A 15996-nucleotide genomic window follows, 5' to 3' on the forward strand; every position below is an offset into this window, starting at 1 on the left:
GGCAGAGACTGTCAGACCACATCGAGGCCAAGGTCAAGATTGGGCGCAGAATGGGTCAGCGCGCCCGAAGATATGAAGTCCACCCCCGTCTGCGCGATTGCCGCAACGGAACCCAGCGTCACGCCGCCCGAGGCTTCCAGCGGTACGCGGCCCGCCGTTATCGCCACCGCCTCGCGCAGCTGATCGAGGCTCATATTGTCCAGAAGGATCGCATGCGGACCATATTTCAGCGCTTCTTCAAGCTGGGCCAGCGTATCGACCTCTATCTCGATCATCCGAAGGTGCCCGGCATAGGCCTTGGCGCGTTCCAGGGTTGTCGCAATGGAGCCGCCACAGGCCGCAATGTGATTGTCCTTGATCAGGATCGCGTCATCCAGGCCATAGCGATGAGACGTGCCCCCGCCACACCGCACGGCGCGCTTCTCCAGCGCCCGGTGGCCGGGCGTCGTTTTCCGTGTGCAGACGATACGCGTCTTCGTGTGCGCCACCGCGTCCACATATTGCCGCGTCAGGCTGGCCACGCCCGACAGGCGCCCGAGGAAGTTCAGCATCGTGCGCTCTGCCGTCAGGATTGACCGCGCAGACCCCGACAGACGCGCCACGACATCTCCCGGCGACAGTGCGCTGCCATCAGGCTTCCCGATCTCCAGCTTCAGTGCCGGATCAACCAGCTGAGCTGAGTAGGCCGCCACATCCAGACCGGCAATCACGCCGGGCTTGCGCGCGGCAATCACCACCGAAAGCTGCGTCTCCGGCGGAATAGTTGCATCGCTCGTCAGGTCGCCGGCCCGGCCGAGATCCTCGGTCAGCGCCAGGCGGACAATCGGATCAAGGATGATCGGGGAGAGCGGAGGAATATGGATCGTCATACGACAAGCGCCTCGCGGTTCGTGTGGAAGAGGAACTGGCGCTCGGGCGCGCCGGTGTCAGGAAAATCAGACCGGAAATGTCCGCCGCGGCTTTCAGTTCGGGCGAGCGCGCCGCTGGCAATCAGGCGGGCGGCTGTCAGCTGCGGCGCGCCGGGATGGGCCGCCTCCAGCCGCTCGATCAAACTCAACAGCTCGGTCAGCCCGCCGGCCTCGCGCACCACGCCGCAATGACGCGACATCGCTTCGCGCAGTTCCAGCATGTCCGCGCCCGTCAGTGGCCGCGTCGCCGCCGCCTTGCTCACGCCCGCTTCTTTGAGGTCAGCGTCGCGCAGGCGCCGGGCAATCCGCTCGGCAAAGACAACGGCTTCCAGAAGCGAGTTCGACGCCAGCCGGTTGGCCCCATGTGCGCCGGTGGAAGTACATTCTCCGCAGACGGATAGCCCGTCCAGAGTTGCGCGGCCCCAGAGGTCGGAAACGATCCCGCCCATATGGTAATGCGCGGCCGGGGCGACCGGGATCATGTCCTTGCGCGGGTCTATGTTGGCGCTCATACAGGCACCAAAAACGGTCGGGAAGTGGTGCGGGAATTCTTCGCCCACCGCCTTGATGCAGTCGAGAAACGCGCCGCGCCCGGCAGCTCGCTCAGCATGGATGGCGCGCGCCACTTCATCGCGCGGGGCAAGCTCTGCCAGCGGATGATAGTCTGCCATGAAGGCGCGACCGCCGGAATTGTGCAGCGTTGCGCCTTCTCCGCGCAGAGCCTCGGTTGCCAGAGGGGCAGGGTCGCGGCCAATGTCGATCCCGGTCGGATGAAACTGCACGAACTCGAGGTCGGACAGCACCGCGCCGGCGACATGCGCCATCGCGATGGCTTCGCCCTGGGCTTCCTTCGGATTGGTCGTCACGCGGAAAAGCCCGCCGGAGCCGCCGGTGCACAGTACCGTCTCCCGCGCCGTTTTGACAAACGGCCGCCCGGTATTTCCGCGAAGTACAACCCCGGCCACCCGTCCGTTCGTATCCTGAAGAAGCGCTTCGGCCCGCGCCCCTTCGATCAGTTCGATATGCGGGGCGCAGGCAACCGCCGCCACCAGCGCGTCCATGATTGCCTTGCCTGCAAGGTCGCCTGAAACCCGCGCCACGCGCGGATGCGAGTGGGCCGCTTCGAGAGACAGGGCAAGCTGGCCATCGGGCGTGCGGTCAAACGGCACGCCCAGGGCGACCAGGTCGCGCACGCGCGCGGGCCCCTCTTCGGCAATCAGCCGCGCAATCACCGGGTCCACCAGCCCCGCGCCCGCCGCTACCGTATCGGCGGCATGCTGGGCCGGGCTGTCCAGCGGGTGCAGCGCGGCAGCGAGCCCGCCCTGCGCCCAGGCTGAGGAAGACGCCTGCCCAAGCGGGGCAGGCGACACCACGACACAAGGCCGGGGCGCCAGTTTCAGCGCCAGGAACAGGCCGGCAAGGCCCGCGCCGACGATCAAGACATCGGTTGCCGCCCCCGCGCCGGCCGTGAGGCGGTCATCTGTGCCTGCAAGCATGGTCTTGGTCCGATCAGGAAATGCCGTCATTCGCGCGGCGGAACTCCACCGGCGCTGTGACAGCAGAGACGAGGGCCCCGAACATGCGTTCCTGGGACTGGATCGTCAGCGTGAAATTATCCGGCACATAGACCAGGCCCTCGAGCTTGGACTCCAGCATCTCCTCGATGGTGGAGCGGATCGACACCTGATCGCCAAAACGGCGGGCCTCGCAGGACTGGCGCACGACCGAGCGGCCCCACATGGAACACATCTCCACCGCGGTCAGCTCGCATCCATACCGGCCTTCGTCAGGGTGCGGGGAGAGGCGCATTGTGCCGCTCATCACGCATTGTCCGCTGCGATAGGGGCTCGTCTGGAAGCTCCAGCTGCCCAGCACATCGGACGGGTCCTTGTCCTTGCCGGAATTGGCCAGCGCCGGGCCCGCGATCGTCCAGGCAAGCGCCAGCGCCGCCAAAGTGCGTCCACCGAATATCCGCAAGGTCACCCTCCTGAACACGCCTGTTGACTTCACTGCGGCCCGCCTCCTCTGGCAAGCCGGTTTGCGCACTAGTTGACCAGTTCCAGTTCCATCGGCTTGAGACCGGTCACGAAATCCAGCGGCCGCTCCATTTTCGGCAGGGCCAGCATGGCGTCCAGCGCCTGTTTCGCGCGCAGTCGCACGTCTTCGGGAATTGTCACCTCATGCTGGCCTTTCACAAGGCAGTCATAGATGTTTTCCAGTGTGATGCGCTTCATGTGCGGGCAAAGATTACACGGCCGGATGAAATTCACGCCCGGGTTCACCGCCGCCACATTGTCGCTCATCGAACATTCGGTCAGCAGCACCACCTTGCCGGGGCGTTTCTCCGACACATAATTCGCGAGCGCCGCCGTCGAGCCGGCATAGTCGGCCACTTCCAGCACTTCAGGCGGGCATTCAGGGTGCGCCAGGATCACGACACCCGGATGGGCCTCGCGCAGCTGCGCCACGTCTTCAGCCGTGAACTGTTCGTGCACCTCGCAGGCGCCCGGCCAGGTCAGGATGCGGATATTTGTCTGCGCCGCCACATTCTTCGCAAGGTACTGGTCCGGCACCAGGATCACGGTGTCCGAGCCCCATTCCCTGGCGATGGCTTCCACCACCTGCGCGGCGTTGGAGCTCGTGCAGGTAATGTGGCATTCGGCCTTCACCTCGGCTGTGCAGTTGACATAGGTCACGATCGGATAGTCCGGGAACTTCTCCTTGATCAGGCGCACATCAGCGCCGTTGATCGAGCTTGCCAGCGAGCAGCCTGCCTCCAGCGACGGGATCAGCACGGTCTTGTCCGGCGCGAGGATCTTCGAGGTCTCTGCCATGAAATGCACGCCCGCCTGCACGATCACCTTCGCGTCCACTTTCGAGGCTTCCCGCGCCAGCTGAAGACTGTCACCGCGGAAATCACCCACCAGGCTGAAAATGTCCGGCGTCATGTAATTGTGCGCCAGGATCACCGCATTCTTCTCGCGCTTCAGCCGGTTGATGCCGGCCACAAGCGGGGCAATCGCGGGCCATTCCATCGGCGTCACGAAATCCTCTACCAGCCGATACAGCGGATCGGTCTCCGCCTTCACGGCGTCGTCATAGACCAGGCCCCGCGCAGCTGCGCCGGATTTGCCGCGCAACGGGGTGGGGGTAGGGCAGCCGGGACCGGCATCGATAAGACGTGCCATGGAGAACCTCCTTCAACCAACCGAGTAACTTTTGCTCGGTTTGAGTATAAGTTGGGCCTGAAAAGAAGCGTTTCAAGGGGCATCCTCAAAACGCTCTGGCTTTCAGGGCTCTTTCGCGACGGAGGCGTGAACCTTTTACGCAGTCTGAGCAAAAGGGTATCTAGCGCAGAGACCGCTCCAAGGCAAGGCCGCTGCCTAAATCCTGCCTTTATTGAAACTGCGCCGTGTCGCCTTCTGTCAGAGCAGGGCGATGCGTTCGCGCTGCGCCGGATCGGGATAGGGCCGGTAAAGTCCGATCTGCATGGACGCAATCATCGCGTGCATCCGCTCATAAAGCCGTGTGCTGTCTTCATCCATCTTTGCCAGGCTGCTGAACGTGTCCTCAAGCGCGCCCATGCCATCAATCTCGATTTCGATCAGGAAATCGGTGTGCGCGCCGGAGGCCAGTCCGAACTTGCGCCGCAGCATCCGCCAGCTGCGAATGAGGCGCTGCTTCTCCAACAGTCCGAGCCACGCATCCACAGCGGCCGCAAATGCCAGAGAACGATCAGGATCTTTGAGCTCAACCATGCAATGGTAGAGGTTCATTGGCTTGTTCCTATACGTTTTTAACTGGCCGCACTTTACGCACACGGATGTTTAACAAGCCTTACCAGCGAGCTTTCAGTTCAACACGAGACTTTGAGGAAGCCGGCATGCACTGCCTGCCCCAGGCACGCCAGCCCCAGTTTCTGCCCCTGACTGACGCGGTGGGGCTTCAAACCTGGGACAATGCCACCGCCATCGCCGGGTCGGTGCCTGCAGCAATGCTCGCAGCCTCGATTTCAGGTTCGATGCCGGCGCCGGGCCCTGGCTCCAGCGGAAAGGTGGCGATCAGGGGCAGGTCCACCTCCCGCCCGGAATTATAGCGATAGAGCCCTGGATGCAGCAGGGTATAGGCGCGGCGCAGAAGTCGGACATCCGATGCGAGGGCCTGGCCGCGCGCCGGGTCTCCGGTCGAGGCGCAGCCTCCGGCCAGGACGGCCAGCCCTCCGGCTCCTGCCGTCATCAAGTTCCGCCGTGTCAGCAGGCCCTGGATCCTTCGCTTCCCGCGAGGCAGGCAGCACGAGGCGAGCCGACTTCAATCCTTGAAGAGATCAATTGCCGCGGTGGTCATCGCTTCCACACCGGTGGCAATCGCCGGGTCATAGTCCGGGCCAAAAAGAGGCGAGTGCAGCGAGGGCAGGGGCATGCCGTCGATCTGCGAGGCGGCAAACTTGTCCGGGTTCACAGCGCCCAGCCAGAAGATCACACCGGGCACCTTCTCGTCGGTACGGGCAAACTGGCTGAAATCCTCCCCGCCCATCACCGGCGGCACGGCGCGCACATTCTCCTCGCCGAGCTTCTTGGCCACCGCCTTCATCGCCCGCTCGGTCAGCGCCGGGTCGTTATAGGTCGCAGGCGTATAGTCGCTCTCGATCCTGATCTCCGGGGCAGGCGCGCCAAAGGCGGCCGCCTGGCCCTCGGCAATGCGCCTGATCCCGTCGAGCAGCATCTGGCGCGTCTTGTCATCATAGGAGCGCACGGTGATCAGCAGTTCGGCTTCGTCGGAAATGATGTTGTGCTTGGCGCCCGCCTTGAACGAGCCGACCGTCACGACGGCGGAGTCCAGCGGATTGGTGTTGCGCGAGACAAGGCTCTGCAGCGCAGTGACGATATGGGCCCCGATCAGGACCGGGTCACGTGTGGTCTGCGGATAGGCCCCGTGCCCCCCGGCGCCTTTCACCTTGATGTCGACACTGTCGACATTGGCGAGCGCGTAGCCGGAGGAATAGTTGATCACGCCGGCTGGCGCACTGGCGGACACATGCAGGGCGATATTATAGTCCGGGAGCGGAAATTTCGAATAGAGGCCATCGGCCAGCATCGCCTGCGCGCCAAGGCCGATCTCCTCGGCGGGCTGGGCAATCATCACCAGCGTGCCCTTCCATTTGTCGGCATTCGCGATCAGTTCCCGCGCCGTGCCCACCCATACGGTCATGTGGATGTCATGCGCGCAGGCATGCATCACCGGGCTCTCCACGCCAGTCCAGGTCTGGGAGACCACCTTGGACGCAAACTCAAAGCCCGTCTGGTCGGGCACCGGCAGGCCGTCCATGTCGGCGCGGATAAGCACGGTCGGCCCGCGCCCGTTCTCGAACACGCCGACCACGCCATAACCGCCCACCCCGGGCAGCACCCTGCCTACATCCTTCATCGCCTTTTCGCGCACCCAGGCATCCCCCAGGCCCTCTGTCACTGTGAAGCCCAGCGCCCGCAATTCGTCTGCCATCAGCTTCGATGTCTCCACCTCGCGGAAGGAGAGCTCGGGATTGGCGTGCAGCTTCTTGTAGAGCTCGATCAGGGCCGGGTCAGCGCTCCGCGTCTCCCCCACTGGCATACCCGTCACCGCGCTCTGGGTGGATACCGCCGCGCCCCCATCCGGCCGCAACTCGCCCGGGGTGCCATCCGCGCCCTCGCGGTCATCCCCGCCGCAGGCGGCCAGCCCCAGCGCCATTACGGCAACAAGCAAACTCCGTCGGATCATCATGGCTTCACCCCTTGAACCAGTTTCCCTTGAACTCGCCCCAAGCCTAGTCATGAATGTCCCGGTGGGGAAGGGGCCAGGTCCGGCCAGGTTCGGCCAGGTTCGGCCAGGTCCGCATTGGGTACCCTTGTGGTCTGCGGGCGCCGTTGGAGTTTCGGAAGCTTCCCGCAAAAACTTCAACCGGGCAGCCCTGTCCAACACAAATCCCCCGCATCTAAGCCCAGCTGTTGCCTGTCTTCGGGCCATACCTCTGGTGACAGCTGGGCCGGATCTTCACATGTCAGGATCAGGAACGCCCGCCCTCCTCATCGCCCTCACCAGATGGGGCCATGTCCACATCGTCCGCGCCGGCTGCCGTTCGCGCCAGCCGGGTCGGAAGGGGGGGGCAAGCGCCGACACCTCCCTGCAATCCCTCAAAACCCCGCTCACCCCCCCGCGCAGGCGGGGGTCTCTCGCGGCTCGGTCCCCTCCCTCATCCTGGGCTTGCCGAAGGACGCGGGGATGAGCGGACACTGAAATCCCCAAACGCAAACCGGCCGCAACCCGATCAGGGCGCGGCCGGCTAAAGGCGCTGGAAGAACCGCCTCAGCGCTTCAGGAAGTTGGGAACATCGTTGCCAAAGCCGACCACGCGGTCAGGCGCAGGCTCCAGGATCAGGTCGTCATCCTTGCGCTTGTAATCGCGCTGCGGACGCTCCCGCTCCCGGTCGCCGCGCTCGCTGCGGTCGCGCTTTTCGGCGCGCGGCTGGGGCGTTTCATCCGTCCGCTCACGGCGTTTTTCGCCGCGCGGGCTGCGCTCGCGCCGGGGCTTTTCGGCCACAGCGGCTGTTTCCGCCGGCTCAGCCGTTTCGGTTGCGGTCGTCTCGACAGGCACTTCGGCCACGGCCACATCGCTGGCTTCGGTGTCGCGGCGGCGGGGGCCCCGCTCGGCGCGGTCGCTCCGCTCGCTGCTGCGGCCACGGGCGCTGCTGCGGCCGCCGCGGTCACGGTCTCCGCCGCGTCCGCCGGTCTTGCGGTCGCGCTTTTCTTCCGGGGGAAGGGTTTCAAGCTCTTCCAGAAGGCCGTCCGGCATGAATTCCGGAACGTCCTTCTTGATCATCTTCAGCACGAAGCCCCAGGATTTATCATCCGCAGGCGTCACAACCGTATAGCTCTCGCCGGTGCGTCCGGCCCGGCCCGTGCGGCCGATGCGGTGGACATAATCTTCATCCTTCGGCGGCGGGCCGAAATTGAACACATGGCCAACGTCGGGAATGTCGAGACCGCGCGCGGCTACATCCGAGGCGACGAGCAGTTTCAGCTTGCCGTCGCGAAAGCGCTGCAGCGTTTCAGACCGCACGCTCTGCGGCAGGTCGCCATGGATCGGCGCGGCATCATGGCCATGCTTGGTCAGCGAGGCGGCAACGATGTCCACCTCGACCTTCCGGTTACAGAACACGATACCGTTCTTCACATTCGTTGCTTCGATCACGCGGCGCAGCGCCGTGCGGCGTGCCTTGCCGTCATTGGTCGGCAGCTTGACGACAAATTGCGAAATCGTCTCGGCGGTCTGGGCCGGCCGTGTGACTTCGATCTTCTTGGGATCTTTCTGGAAGGTCTTGGCAAGGCGCTGGATATCCGTCGGGAAGGTGGCGGAGAACAGGAGCGTCTGGCGGTTTGCCGGCAGCTTGGCACAGATCTTCTCGATGTCAGGAATGAAGCCCATGTCCAGCATCCGGTCAGCCTCGTCGATGATCAGCGTCTCGACGCCCATCATCAGGATCTTGCCGCGATCAAACTGGTCCATCAGGCGGCCCGGCGTCGCGATCAGCACGTCCACGCCGCGCTGGAGCAGAGTTTCCTGGTCCTTGAAGCTTACCCCGCCGATCAGCAGCGCCATGGTGAGTTTGAGGTATTTGCCATACTTCTCGAAGTTCTCGGCAACCTGCGCGGCAAGCTCGCGCGTCGGGCAGAGGATCAGGCAGCGCGGCATCCGTGCGCGGGCCCGGCCGGTCGAAAGGCGCTGAATCATCGGCAGCACGAAAGCGGCCGTCTTGCCGGTGCCCGTCTGGGCCACGCCCGTCACGTCGCCACCCATGAGGATATGCGGAATAGCTTCGCGCTGGATCGGGGTGGGGATGGTATAGCCGGACTCGGTCACGGCCTTGAGGATGTTCTCGGCCAGGCCGAAATCCGCAAATGTTGTCTCAGTCAAAGGGGTAGTCTCCGGGATGTCTGGTTGATTTGCCCGGCCGCCCATATTGGCGGCTCTGTCCTGCAGCTGCTGATCCCCATGACCGGCAAGCCGCAGCCGGGCGAATCCCATGCCCGGAGCGTTTGATGAGCCGCCTTTATATCAGAAACGCCCGCCATGGAAGGGCGGGCGTTCTTATTTTGTGCAAATTCAGGAAAGGCCTATGCGCCCGCGTCCGCGAGGTTCTGGTTCACGAAGTCCCAGTTCACCAGGCTGCCAAGGAAGGTATCCATGTAATCCGGGCGGCGGTTCTGGTAGTCCAGATAATAGGCATGCTCCCAGACATCCATGGTCATCAGGGGCGTTGTGCCCTCTTCGGTCAGGGGTGTTTCGGCGTTCGGCGTCTTGGAGATCACCAGCTTGCCGCCCTTGTAGGAGAGCCAGGCCCAGCCAGACCCGAACTGCGTGGCGCCGGCCTGTTTGAACTCTTTGACGAAGTTGTCATAGCCGCCAAGGTCGCGCTCGATCAGTTCGGCCACCTTGCCGTGGGGCTTGCCGCCGCCACCGGGTTTCATCGAGTGCCAGTAGAAGGTGTGGTTCCACACCTGGGCGGAGTTGTTGAACACGCCGGCCTTGGACTTGTCGGCGGCTGAAATCTTGATGACTTCCTCCAGAGACTTGCCGGCAAGGTCAGTGCCTTCAACCAGCCCGTTAAGGTTGGTCACATAGGCCTGATGGTGCTTGCCATAGTGGAAGTTCAGGGTCTCTTCCGAAATGTGCGGGGCAAGCGCATTGCGGGCATAGGGAAGGTCGGGAAGGGTGAAGGCCATGGCGGTGTCCTCTTTGCGCGTTTTTGGTCTCTTTCGCTCGCGAGCGGTTTCGCACATATGGGGTTCATGTCAAACGAGACCAGACCTCTGACCCAAACACCCTGGGAAGAAATCGACAAAAGAGTCCGCCGGGTAGACGAGGACCGGTGGATTTCCAGCCGCTTTGCGCCCGCCGCCGAGCGCCGGGCGCTGGTCGCGCTCTATGCCCTGGCTTACGAACTTGTAAGGGTGCGCGAGGCGGTTTCGGAGGAAACCCTCGGCCTCATCCGCTTCCAGTGGTGGCGCGAGGCCATCCAGGAGATCGAGGCGGGCAAGCCCCCGCGCGGGCATGATGTCTGCCTGGCGCTGGCTGAAGAGATCGCCGCCGGCCGCCTGAAGCCGGGCGCCCTGCAGAAGCTGGTCGACGGGTATCAGGCCGCCTTTGTCGAGAACGACCGCGCCCGCGAGCCGGAAGGCTGGCTCGGGCTGACAGCGGCCAATGTGCTCATCCCGGTTCATAACTGGGCCGGTGACCTCCAGGCCGTTGCGGCGGCGTATGCGGCCTCGCGCCGCCATGCCTCCAAGGCATTCGGGCCTATCGCTTCGCCCGCGCCAAAGGAGCTGCGCGCAGCCATCGCCCATTACCGCCTGCGCAAGCTTTACTGTGAAGGCAAGACGCCCAACCCCTTCACCAAGCGCTTCTCGATCATGAAGGCGATGAACACCGGGGAAGTGTGACGCCGATTCAGAGAACGCCCGCGGCTTTCCAGGCCTCCTTGGGCCAGCGGCGGTGTTGCCAGAACCATTGGCCGGGCTCCGCCCGCACCTGCGCTTCGATGAAGCGGGTGATCCTCTGGACCGCGCGTTCAATGTCCGCCTCCGGATGACCGGTGTCCTCGGGTACGAAAGGCGAGTGGAACTCGATACGGAATCGGGCAGGGCCCGTGCGCACGGTGGAGACCGGAACGATGGGCACGCCATATTTCAGCGCGAGCCGCGTCGGGCCGGGCGCGGTCATGGCGTCATGGCCGAAGAAGGAAACCGGGATGCCTTCATTGAACTTCTGGTCATTCATCAGCGCGACAGGCGCCCCCTTGGCCAACGCCCGCATAAGCTCGCGCGTGCCGATGCCCTTTGGGGCGTTCACAGCGGTGCCGTAGTCATGGCGCAGATCGGCAATGCGCTTGTCGATATGCGGGTTGTTCAGGGCACGGTAGGTCATCACCGCATGCGGGATGCGCTTGACGATGGCCGCTGGCATGATCTCCCAGTTGGCGAAGTGGCCGGAGATGAACACCGCGCCCTTGCCGCTGGTATTGATCTGGTCGAGCACATCGAGCCCGATGATCTCGACGCGGCCACTGGTGTAAGGATCGATGCTTGGCAGATGCGGCAGCTCACCCGCCGTGCGCCCGGCATTCTCCCACGCGGCCAATGCGGTGTCTTCGATCTGCTGCGCGTTCCAGTCCGGGAAGGCGAGGCGGAGGTTACGCTTCGTGGTCTTGTGCTGGGAGAGAAGCGGGCCGATCTTCTTCACCAGCCAGCCGCCGAAGTCTGATGCCTTGTCCGGCCCCAGCATCTTCATGGGCCCCCAATAGATCAGATCCCAGGCAATCGTTTCCAGCCGCCAGGCAATGCGCTGGCCAAAGGTGGCGCGGTTGTCGATGTCCTTCGGGCGGACATAGGCGGTGGGGGGCTGGCTGTTCATGGCAGGCTCAGGCGTTTGAAGATCGGCGCGAGCACGGCGTCAAGCGCTGCGGTGTCCTCGAAGACGGCCTTGACCGGCCAGGCGCGGATTTCCTGCCGCACGTCCGGGTGCAGGCGGACATGATCTTTCGACGTTGTAATCAGACCGGCCCCATGATCGCGCGCCAGGCTGCGCAGGAACTGCACGTCGCCTTTTGAATAAGGATGGTGATCGGCAAATGGCACGGCATCGGCAACCTGCCCACCAGCCTCTGCCAGGCTGTCGAAGAATTTCTGCGGCCGGCCGATGCCTGCAAAGGCGACGAGCGGTCCAGGCGGGGGCGCCTCTACCGGCACGAGCCGGGCGCGCAGAACCGGCAGGCCGCTGGCAGTCACCTCGCGCGGCACCGGGCCTTCCCCCATCAGCACCACGGCCTGAGCACGGGCGAGGCCCTCGGGCACTGTCTCCCGCAAGGGTCCTTTGGGCAGGACTTCGCGATTGCCGAAAGGCGCCCCGGCATCAATGACGATCAGGGTCAGGTCTTTCTTCAGGGACGGATTCTGGTGACCGTCATCCATGATGATCGCCTGCACGCCGTCCTCTGCCATCGCCTTGGCCGCGACAGGCCGCTCGCGTCCGATCCAGGCTTCGCCGGACTGGGCCAGCAGAAGCGGCTCGTCGCCCACATCGCGCCAAGCGTGCAAGCTAAGGTCTGCTTTCAGCGGGCCGCGCTCGGTGCCACCATGGCCGCGCGACAGGCTGGCGGCGCGCGCTCCGGCCGCATTGATCCGGCTGCGGATGGCTTCGGTCACCGGCGTCTTGCCCGCCCCGCCTGCGGTGAGGTTGCCAATACAGATCACCGGGACGGGGGCTGTCTCCGGCTCTGCTCGCGCCAGCTTGCGGCGCAGGCCCCAGAGATAGGCTATCGAGAAAGGTGTCAGCAGGAGGCGGGTGAGGGGCGCAGCTTCGCGGGATTTCGGGTCAAGCCCGGCCGACCAGAAGTAGGGCGCCTTCACCGCCGCGTCTCCCAGTTGCCATCGGAGCCTTCCAGAAGCGGCCTCGGCAACAACGGCAGGAGCGCGCCAAGGGTAAGCAGCATGGGCTCTTCAGACCGGGCAGCGAGCACGGCGAGCGCGTCTGCAGGCACCGGCGTAGGGGCATGCAGGAAGTCTGCGAGCGAAGCTGTGTCTGTCACGGTGTGGACGAGACCGCTCGCTTCGAGGCCTGCCATCAGCTCGGCAAAATTGTGAACGTGCGGTCCGGTCGCCACGGGGCGGTTGAGACGGATTGGCTCGAGAGGATTGTGTCCACCGACACCTTCGGCATGCCCCCCGCCGAGATAGACTGCTGACGCTGCGCGCAGCCAGATGCCCATCTCGCCCATCGTGTCGGCCAGCAGCACCCGGTCGCGTTTGTCGGGCTGCACGCCCTTGGAGCGGCGCGCATGGCGCAGGCCGCGCTGCTTCAGCAGGGCTTCGATCTCTTCGCCGCGTTCGGGATGGCGCGGGGCAATGATGAGGGCAACGTCCTCGTCCAGCGCGGCAGCCGCGTCGAGGAAGATTTCCTCTTCACCCGGATGAGTGGACGCCGCCAGGAGGCAGCGCCGCCCGGCAATGAAATTGGTCACGATCCGCGTCAGTTCCACCTCGTTGGCGGCCGGCGGCGGCAACGCGGATTTGAGGTTTCCTGCTGCACGCACCGGGCGGCCGAGCAGGTTTTCGAGGCGCTGGCCGGTATCAAGGTCGGCGGCGAGCACGATGTCGAACCGGCCGACAAGCTGACGAAACAGGCCGCGCACCTTGTGCCAGCCTTCGGCCGATTTCTGCGTCATGCGCGCATTGACGAGCGCGGTGCGCGCGCCGCTCTTGCGGGCTTCATGGATCAGGTTGGGCCAGATCTCGCCCTCGGCGAAAACGCAGAGGTCGGGCTTCCAGTGGCGGATAAAGCGCCGGGCGGCCTGAGGCGTATCCAGAGGTGCCATCGCATGGATGGCATTGTCCGGCAGCAGCGGGCCGAGAAGCCGGGCTGAGGTTTGCGTCTGGCTGGTGAAGACGAGCATCACGCCGGGACGGGCCGCGATCAGGCGCCGGCCAAGTTCCAGCAGCAAGCCGCTTTCGCCGACGCTGGCGCCGTGCAGCCAGATCAGCGGGCCGGGCCGGCGGGGTGGCAGGCGTTTGGCATAGCGCTCATGCAGGCGCAGATAGTCTTCCTTACCTGACCTGGCCCGGGCGCGCAGCACGAAGCCAAGGAAAGGGGACATCGCATAAGTGGCGAGCCGGTAGGCGAACAACGCAGGCGTCATTCAGACAGAAGCTCCGGCTTGGCTGGCGTGGACAGGGTGCCCGGCAAGGGTTTCGGCCCGGCCGGTCGCCTCATCCATGCCGCGTTGCAGCGCGTCTTGCAACGCTTCGGGCTCGGCTGAGCGTGGGCACTCGATCAGGGGACCGAAGACAATGGCGCCTTTGGTGAAGGGCAGGGGAATGATGAACCGGTCCCAGCTCTTCAGACGCAGCACCGGCTTAGCGCTGACGGCATAGGGCAGGACAAGGGCGCCGGCGCGTTGGGCAAGGGTGACGGCGCCCTGGCTGGCGACGCGCCGGGGGCCGCGGGGGCCGTCGGGCGTCATGCAGACAGATTCGCCTGCGCGAAGCCTGCCGGCAGCTTCGGCAATGGCGCGCAGGCCGCCCTTGTCCTTGTTGCCTTTCTTCTTGTTGCCTGCCGAGCCGCGTATGAGATCGATATCCAGCCTTGTCACCGCCCGGGCAACAGATTCCCCGTCCGGCGACAGCGAGATCATCATGGCGGTGCGGCCGCGGCGTTCAGGCCAAAGGCGAATGGCGCGGTTCCAGCCCGACGGCATCAGGAGGATGGTCTCATGCCAGCAGGCGATCACGAAGCCGGAGGGCCCGGCTGCCGCCAGCGCGGCGCGTGTTTCTGCCTCGTTTTCTATGGTCCAGCGGATCGTGCGGCCAACCAGCGCCATCCATGCCCAGATCATGAATCCAAGCACGGCAACAACAGGGGCGGAGCGGAAGAACGCTTTCATCGGGCGGCTTATACTGCGCTTCGCAGGGCGCGCCATGCATCAGTTCAGCGAGACATGCGGGCAGGAAGGATGGTGGGCGATACAAGGTTCGAACTTGTGACCCCTGCCGTGTGAAGGCAGTGCTCTACCGCTGAGCTAATCGCCCGACCGCGAGCGCGCTGCCTAATCCTGGTGCGAGGGCAGGTCAAGCACATATCTCAATGCAGGAAGGGCGTAGGCAAGGGCGGTGTTTCGTGTTTATCTACAAGATCATGGACGCATGGTTCCGGCCACTTGCCATGCAGATTTGCAACGCGCGGGTCTGATACCTGGTGAAGCCTTGCTGTGGTGGCTGACACCGGTGGAACTTCGCCAGTTAGCGCTGAGCCTGCAACCGGTTGCATTTAAAAGCCGATTGCCTCCTTCCGGATCATGTGATGAACGCCAGATGAACGCCTGTTCATTATGAACAACTGTTCATATTCTTTGATTAAGCAAATGTTATATAGATTTCCTCTTGAGAAACCCTGCAAACATTGTCATTTAGCGGACATACACAGACGGGCCGGCAAGGTCCGCGTGATGAACCTTAAGAAGGACAGGCACAGATAGCCCCCCATCGGGCTGTCTTAACATCTAGAACGATAAAATCGCCTGGAGAGAGCAGAGTGAAAGATTGGTGTGACGAAGAAGGCGCTAAGCGCCTCCGTGAAAAAATCAATTCGTATTGGGCAGAACGCGGTTACGAGGTCGATGTCGACCTTGTGGACGCCGGGTTTGTCCCTGCGATGCGGAGCGCACGTTGTGACGTGCGGTCCAACATGGTCAATGGCATGCCGCGCCGCCGCGCTGCCGGTGAAGTGGGCTCCTCCCGCCCGACTTACCGTCCGCGCAATGAGGCGATGGCCTGATCCCTCAGGACTGACAAGGCTGGAAGCAATTGGGAATAGTGACCGATGACACTGTCGGGCGCGATATCTTCGATAGCTTCTGCTTCGTAGCCAAAGGTCACGAACAGGAAGGGCAGCCCGGCATTCCGGGCTGCCCTTTCATCTGTGCGGCTATCCCCCACGAACAGGGCGCGTTCCGGCATGCCGCTTGCGGCGGCAATCGCCTCGAACACGTGATCCTGATGGGGTTTGCGGTTGGTGGCGCGATCCGCGCCAAGGATGGCAGCAAACCGGCTTGTGAGACCAAGCTCATCAATCAGACGCTCGCTGAGGTCCTGCCGCTTGTTGGTACACACGCAGAGTGTGGCGCCCGCATCCAGCAGCGCGTCCAGCGCTTCGGGGCAGCCGTCAAACGGGCGCGAGCCGACAGCAATATTGTCGACATAGTAGGCGATGAACCGGTCAAAGGCCGCGTCCATCTCGGCGGCCGGGAGCGTGACACCCTGAACGCCGAAGCCCTTTTCCATCATGGCCCGGGCGCCGTTGCCGATCAGCGTGGCGATGGTTGGCAGGTCGACCGGAGCGAGGCCTGCCTCAACCAGTACATGGTTGAGCGCGCCCAGCAGGTCCGGCGCGGTGTCCACCAGCGTGCCATCCAGATCGAACGCGATGGTCCAGCCTTCAAAGGCGCCTGTTTCAGCCATCAGATACCCTCCTTCGCCCTCGCCAAGATGCGGGGTTTCGTCTAGGC

16 protein-coding genes and 1 tRNA gene are annotated in these 15996 nt (G+C 64.1%); 2 read left to right on the plus strand and 15 right to left on the minus strand.

Going from position 1 to position 15996, the window contains the following annotated elements:
- Positions 1 to 11 precede the first annotated feature (11 nt).
- The 9 genes from nadC to KG722_RS14190 form a co-directional block, all read right to left on the minus strand.
- Positions 12 to 869, minus strand: a complete 858-nt coding sequence (gene nadC, locus KG722_RS14150) for a carboxylating nicotinate-nucleotide diphosphorylase (RefSeq protein ID WP_213272624.1) — start codon at positions 867 to 869, stop codon at positions 12 to 14.
- Positions 866 to 2404, minus strand: coding sequence for an L-aspartate oxidase (locus tag KG722_RS14155; protein ID WP_366910254.1), 1539 nt, complete (start codon positions 2402 to 2404; stop codon positions 866 to 868). Before KG722_RS14155 ends, nadC begins: the two co-directional genes overlap by 4 nt.
- A 13-nt stretch (positions 2405 to 2417) precedes the next feature.
- A complete protein-coding gene (locus tag KG722_RS14160) occupies positions 2418 to 2885 on the minus strand; it encodes a hypothetical protein (protein WP_213272627.1) in 468 nt (155 codons plus the stop codon).
- 68 nt (positions 2886 to 2953) lie between these two features.
- The gene (nadA, locus tag KG722_RS14165) at positions 2954 to 4096 is read right to left on the minus strand and encodes a quinolinate synthase NadA (protein WP_213272629.1); all 1143 of its coding nucleotides are present in this window, start codon (positions 4094 to 4096) and stop codon (positions 2954 to 2956) included.
- A 237-nt stretch (positions 4097 to 4333) separates the two neighbouring features.
- Positions 4334 to 4684 carry a DUF6614 family protein gene (locus KG722_RS14170; RefSeq protein WP_213272631.1) on the minus strand — a complete coding sequence of 117 codons (351 nt, stop codon included), beginning with the start codon at positions 4682 to 4684 and terminating at the stop codon, positions 4334 to 4336.
- A 169-nt stretch (positions 4685 to 4853) separates the two neighbouring features.
- Positions 4854 to 5144, minus strand: a complete 291-nt coding sequence (locus tag KG722_RS14175) for a hypothetical protein (RefSeq protein WP_213272633.1) — start codon at positions 5142 to 5144, stop codon at positions 4854 to 4856.
- A gap of 72 nt (positions 5145 to 5216) precedes the next feature.
- The gene (locus KG722_RS14180; RefSeq protein WP_300998528.1) at positions 5217 to 6665 is read right to left on the minus strand and encodes a M20 family metallopeptidase; all 1449 of its coding nucleotides are present in this window, start codon (positions 6663 to 6665) and stop codon (positions 5217 to 5219) included.
- Between the two features lie 582 nt (positions 6666 to 7247).
- Positions 7248 to 8855: a DEAD/DEAH box helicase gene (locus KG722_RS14185; protein ID WP_213272635.1), complete on the minus strand. Its 1608-nt coding sequence runs from the start codon at positions 8853 to 8855 to the stop codon at positions 7248 to 7250.
- 200 nt (positions 8856 to 9055) lie between these two features.
- Positions 9056 to 9664: a superoxide dismutase gene (locus KG722_RS14190; RefSeq protein ID WP_213272637.1), complete on the minus strand. Its 609-nt coding sequence runs from the start codon at positions 9662 to 9664 to the stop codon at positions 9056 to 9058.
- Positions 9665 to 9721: 57 nt separating this feature from the next.
- Between KG722_RS14190 and KG722_RS14195 the strand changes: the two genes are divergently transcribed.
- On the plus strand, positions 9722 to 10381 hold the full coding sequence (locus KG722_RS14195; RefSeq protein ID WP_213272639.1) for a squalene/phytoene synthase family protein: 660 nt from the start codon (positions 9722 to 9724) through the stop codon (positions 10379 to 10381).
- Positions 10382 to 10388: 7 nt separating this feature from the next.
- Here KG722_RS14195 and KG722_RS14200 read toward each other — a convergent pair whose 3' ends face one another.
- The 5 genes from KG722_RS14200 to KG722_RS14220 form a co-directional block, all read right to left on the minus strand.
- The gene (locus KG722_RS14200) at positions 10389 to 11351 is read right to left on the minus strand and encodes a lysophospholipid acyltransferase family protein (protein WP_213272641.1); all 963 of its coding nucleotides are present in this window, start codon (positions 11349 to 11351) and stop codon (positions 10389 to 10391) included.
- Positions 11348 to 12346 carry a tetraacyldisaccharide 4'-kinase gene (lpxK, locus tag KG722_RS14205; protein ID WP_213272643.1) on the minus strand — a complete coding sequence of 333 codons (999 nt, stop codon included), beginning with the start codon at positions 12344 to 12346 and terminating at the stop codon, positions 11348 to 11350. The genes KG722_RS14200 and lpxK overlap by 4 nt, the downstream gene beginning before the upstream one ends.
- The gene (locus KG722_RS14210) at positions 12343 to 13632 is read right to left on the minus strand and encodes a glycosyltransferase N-terminal domain-containing protein (RefSeq protein ID WP_213272645.1); all 1290 of its coding nucleotides are present in this window, start codon (positions 13630 to 13632) and stop codon (positions 12343 to 12345) included. Before KG722_RS14210 ends, lpxK begins: the two co-directional genes overlap by 4 nt.
- Positions 13633 to 14328, minus strand: coding sequence for a lysophospholipid acyltransferase family protein (locus tag KG722_RS14215; RefSeq protein ID WP_213272647.1), 696 nt, complete (start codon positions 14326 to 14328; stop codon positions 13633 to 13635).
- A gap of 118 nt (positions 14329 to 14446) precedes the next feature.
- Positions 14447 to 14521 (minus strand) — tRNA-Val (locus tag KG722_RS14220).
- Positions 14522 to 15023: 502 nt separating this feature from the next.
- On the opposite strand from KG722_RS14220, the gene KG722_RS14225 reads away from it, so the two are divergent.
- Positions 15024 to 15266, plus strand: a complete 243-nt coding sequence (locus KG722_RS14225; RefSeq protein ID WP_041298761.1) for a hypothetical protein — start codon at positions 15024 to 15026, stop codon at positions 15264 to 15266.
- On the opposite strand, the gene KG722_RS14230 is transcribed toward KG722_RS14225, so the two are convergent.
- Positions 15236 to 15949 carry an HAD-IA family hydrolase gene (locus tag KG722_RS14230; RefSeq protein WP_213272649.1) on the minus strand — a complete coding sequence of 238 codons (714 nt, stop codon included), beginning with the start codon at positions 15947 to 15949 and terminating at the stop codon, positions 15236 to 15238. The two genes, KG722_RS14225 and KG722_RS14230, sit on opposite strands and share 31 nt — an antisense overlap.
- Positions 15950 to 15996: the final 47 nt, after the last annotated feature.

Source organism: Hyphomonas sp. (genome assembly GCF_018402285.1).
Lineage (GTDB): Bacteria > Pseudomonadota > Alphaproteobacteria > Caulobacterales > Hyphomonadaceae > Hyphomonas.

Excerpts from the sequence above, each read along its gene's own strand:
- nadC (WP_213272624.1), bottom strand. The coding sequence starts at position 869 with ATGACGATCCATATTCCTCCGCTCTCCCCGATCATCCTTGATCCGATT.
- KG722_RS14155 (WP_366910254.1), bottom strand. The coding sequence starts at position 2,404 with ATGCTTGCAGGCACAGATGACCGCCTCACGGCCGGCGCGGGGGCGGCA.
- nadA (WP_213272629.1), bottom strand. The coding sequence starts at position 4,096 with ATGGCACGTCTTATCGATGCCGGTCCCGGCTGCCCTACCCCCACCCCG.
- KG722_RS14170 (WP_213272631.1), bottom strand. The coding sequence starts at position 4,684 with ATGAACCTCTACCATTGCATGGTTGAGCTCAAAGATCCTGATCGTTCT.
- KG722_RS14175 (WP_213272633.1), bottom strand. The coding sequence starts at position 5,144 with ATGACGGCAGGAGCCGGAGGGCTGGCCGTCCTGGCCGGAGGCTGCGCC.
- KG722_RS14180 (WP_300998528.1), bottom strand. The coding sequence starts at position 6,665 with ATGATGATCCGACGGAGTTTGCTTGTTGCCGTAATGGCGCTGGGGCTG.
- KG722_RS14190 (WP_213272637.1), bottom strand. The coding sequence starts at position 9,664 with ATGGCCTTCACCCTTCCCGACCTTCCCTATGCCCGCAATGCGCTTGCC.
- KG722_RS14195 (WP_213272639.1), top strand. The coding sequence starts at position 9,722 with ATGGGGTTCATGTCAAACGAGACCAGACCTCTGACCCAAACACCCTGG.
- KG722_RS14200 (WP_213272641.1), bottom strand. The coding sequence starts at position 11,351 with ATGAACAGCCAGCCCCCCACCGCCTATGTCCGCCCGAAGGACATCGAC.
- KG722_RS14210 (WP_213272645.1), bottom strand. The coding sequence starts at position 13,632 with ATGACGCCTGCGTTGTTCGCCTACCGGCTCGCCACTTATGCGATGTCC.
- KG722_RS14215 (WP_213272647.1), bottom strand. The coding sequence starts at position 14,328 with ATGATCTGGGCATGGATGGCGCTGGTTGGCCGCACGATCCGCTGGACC.
- KG722_RS14230 (WP_213272649.1), bottom strand. The coding sequence starts at position 15,949 with ATGGCTGAAACAGGCGCCTTTGAAGGCTGGACCATCGCGTTCGATCTG.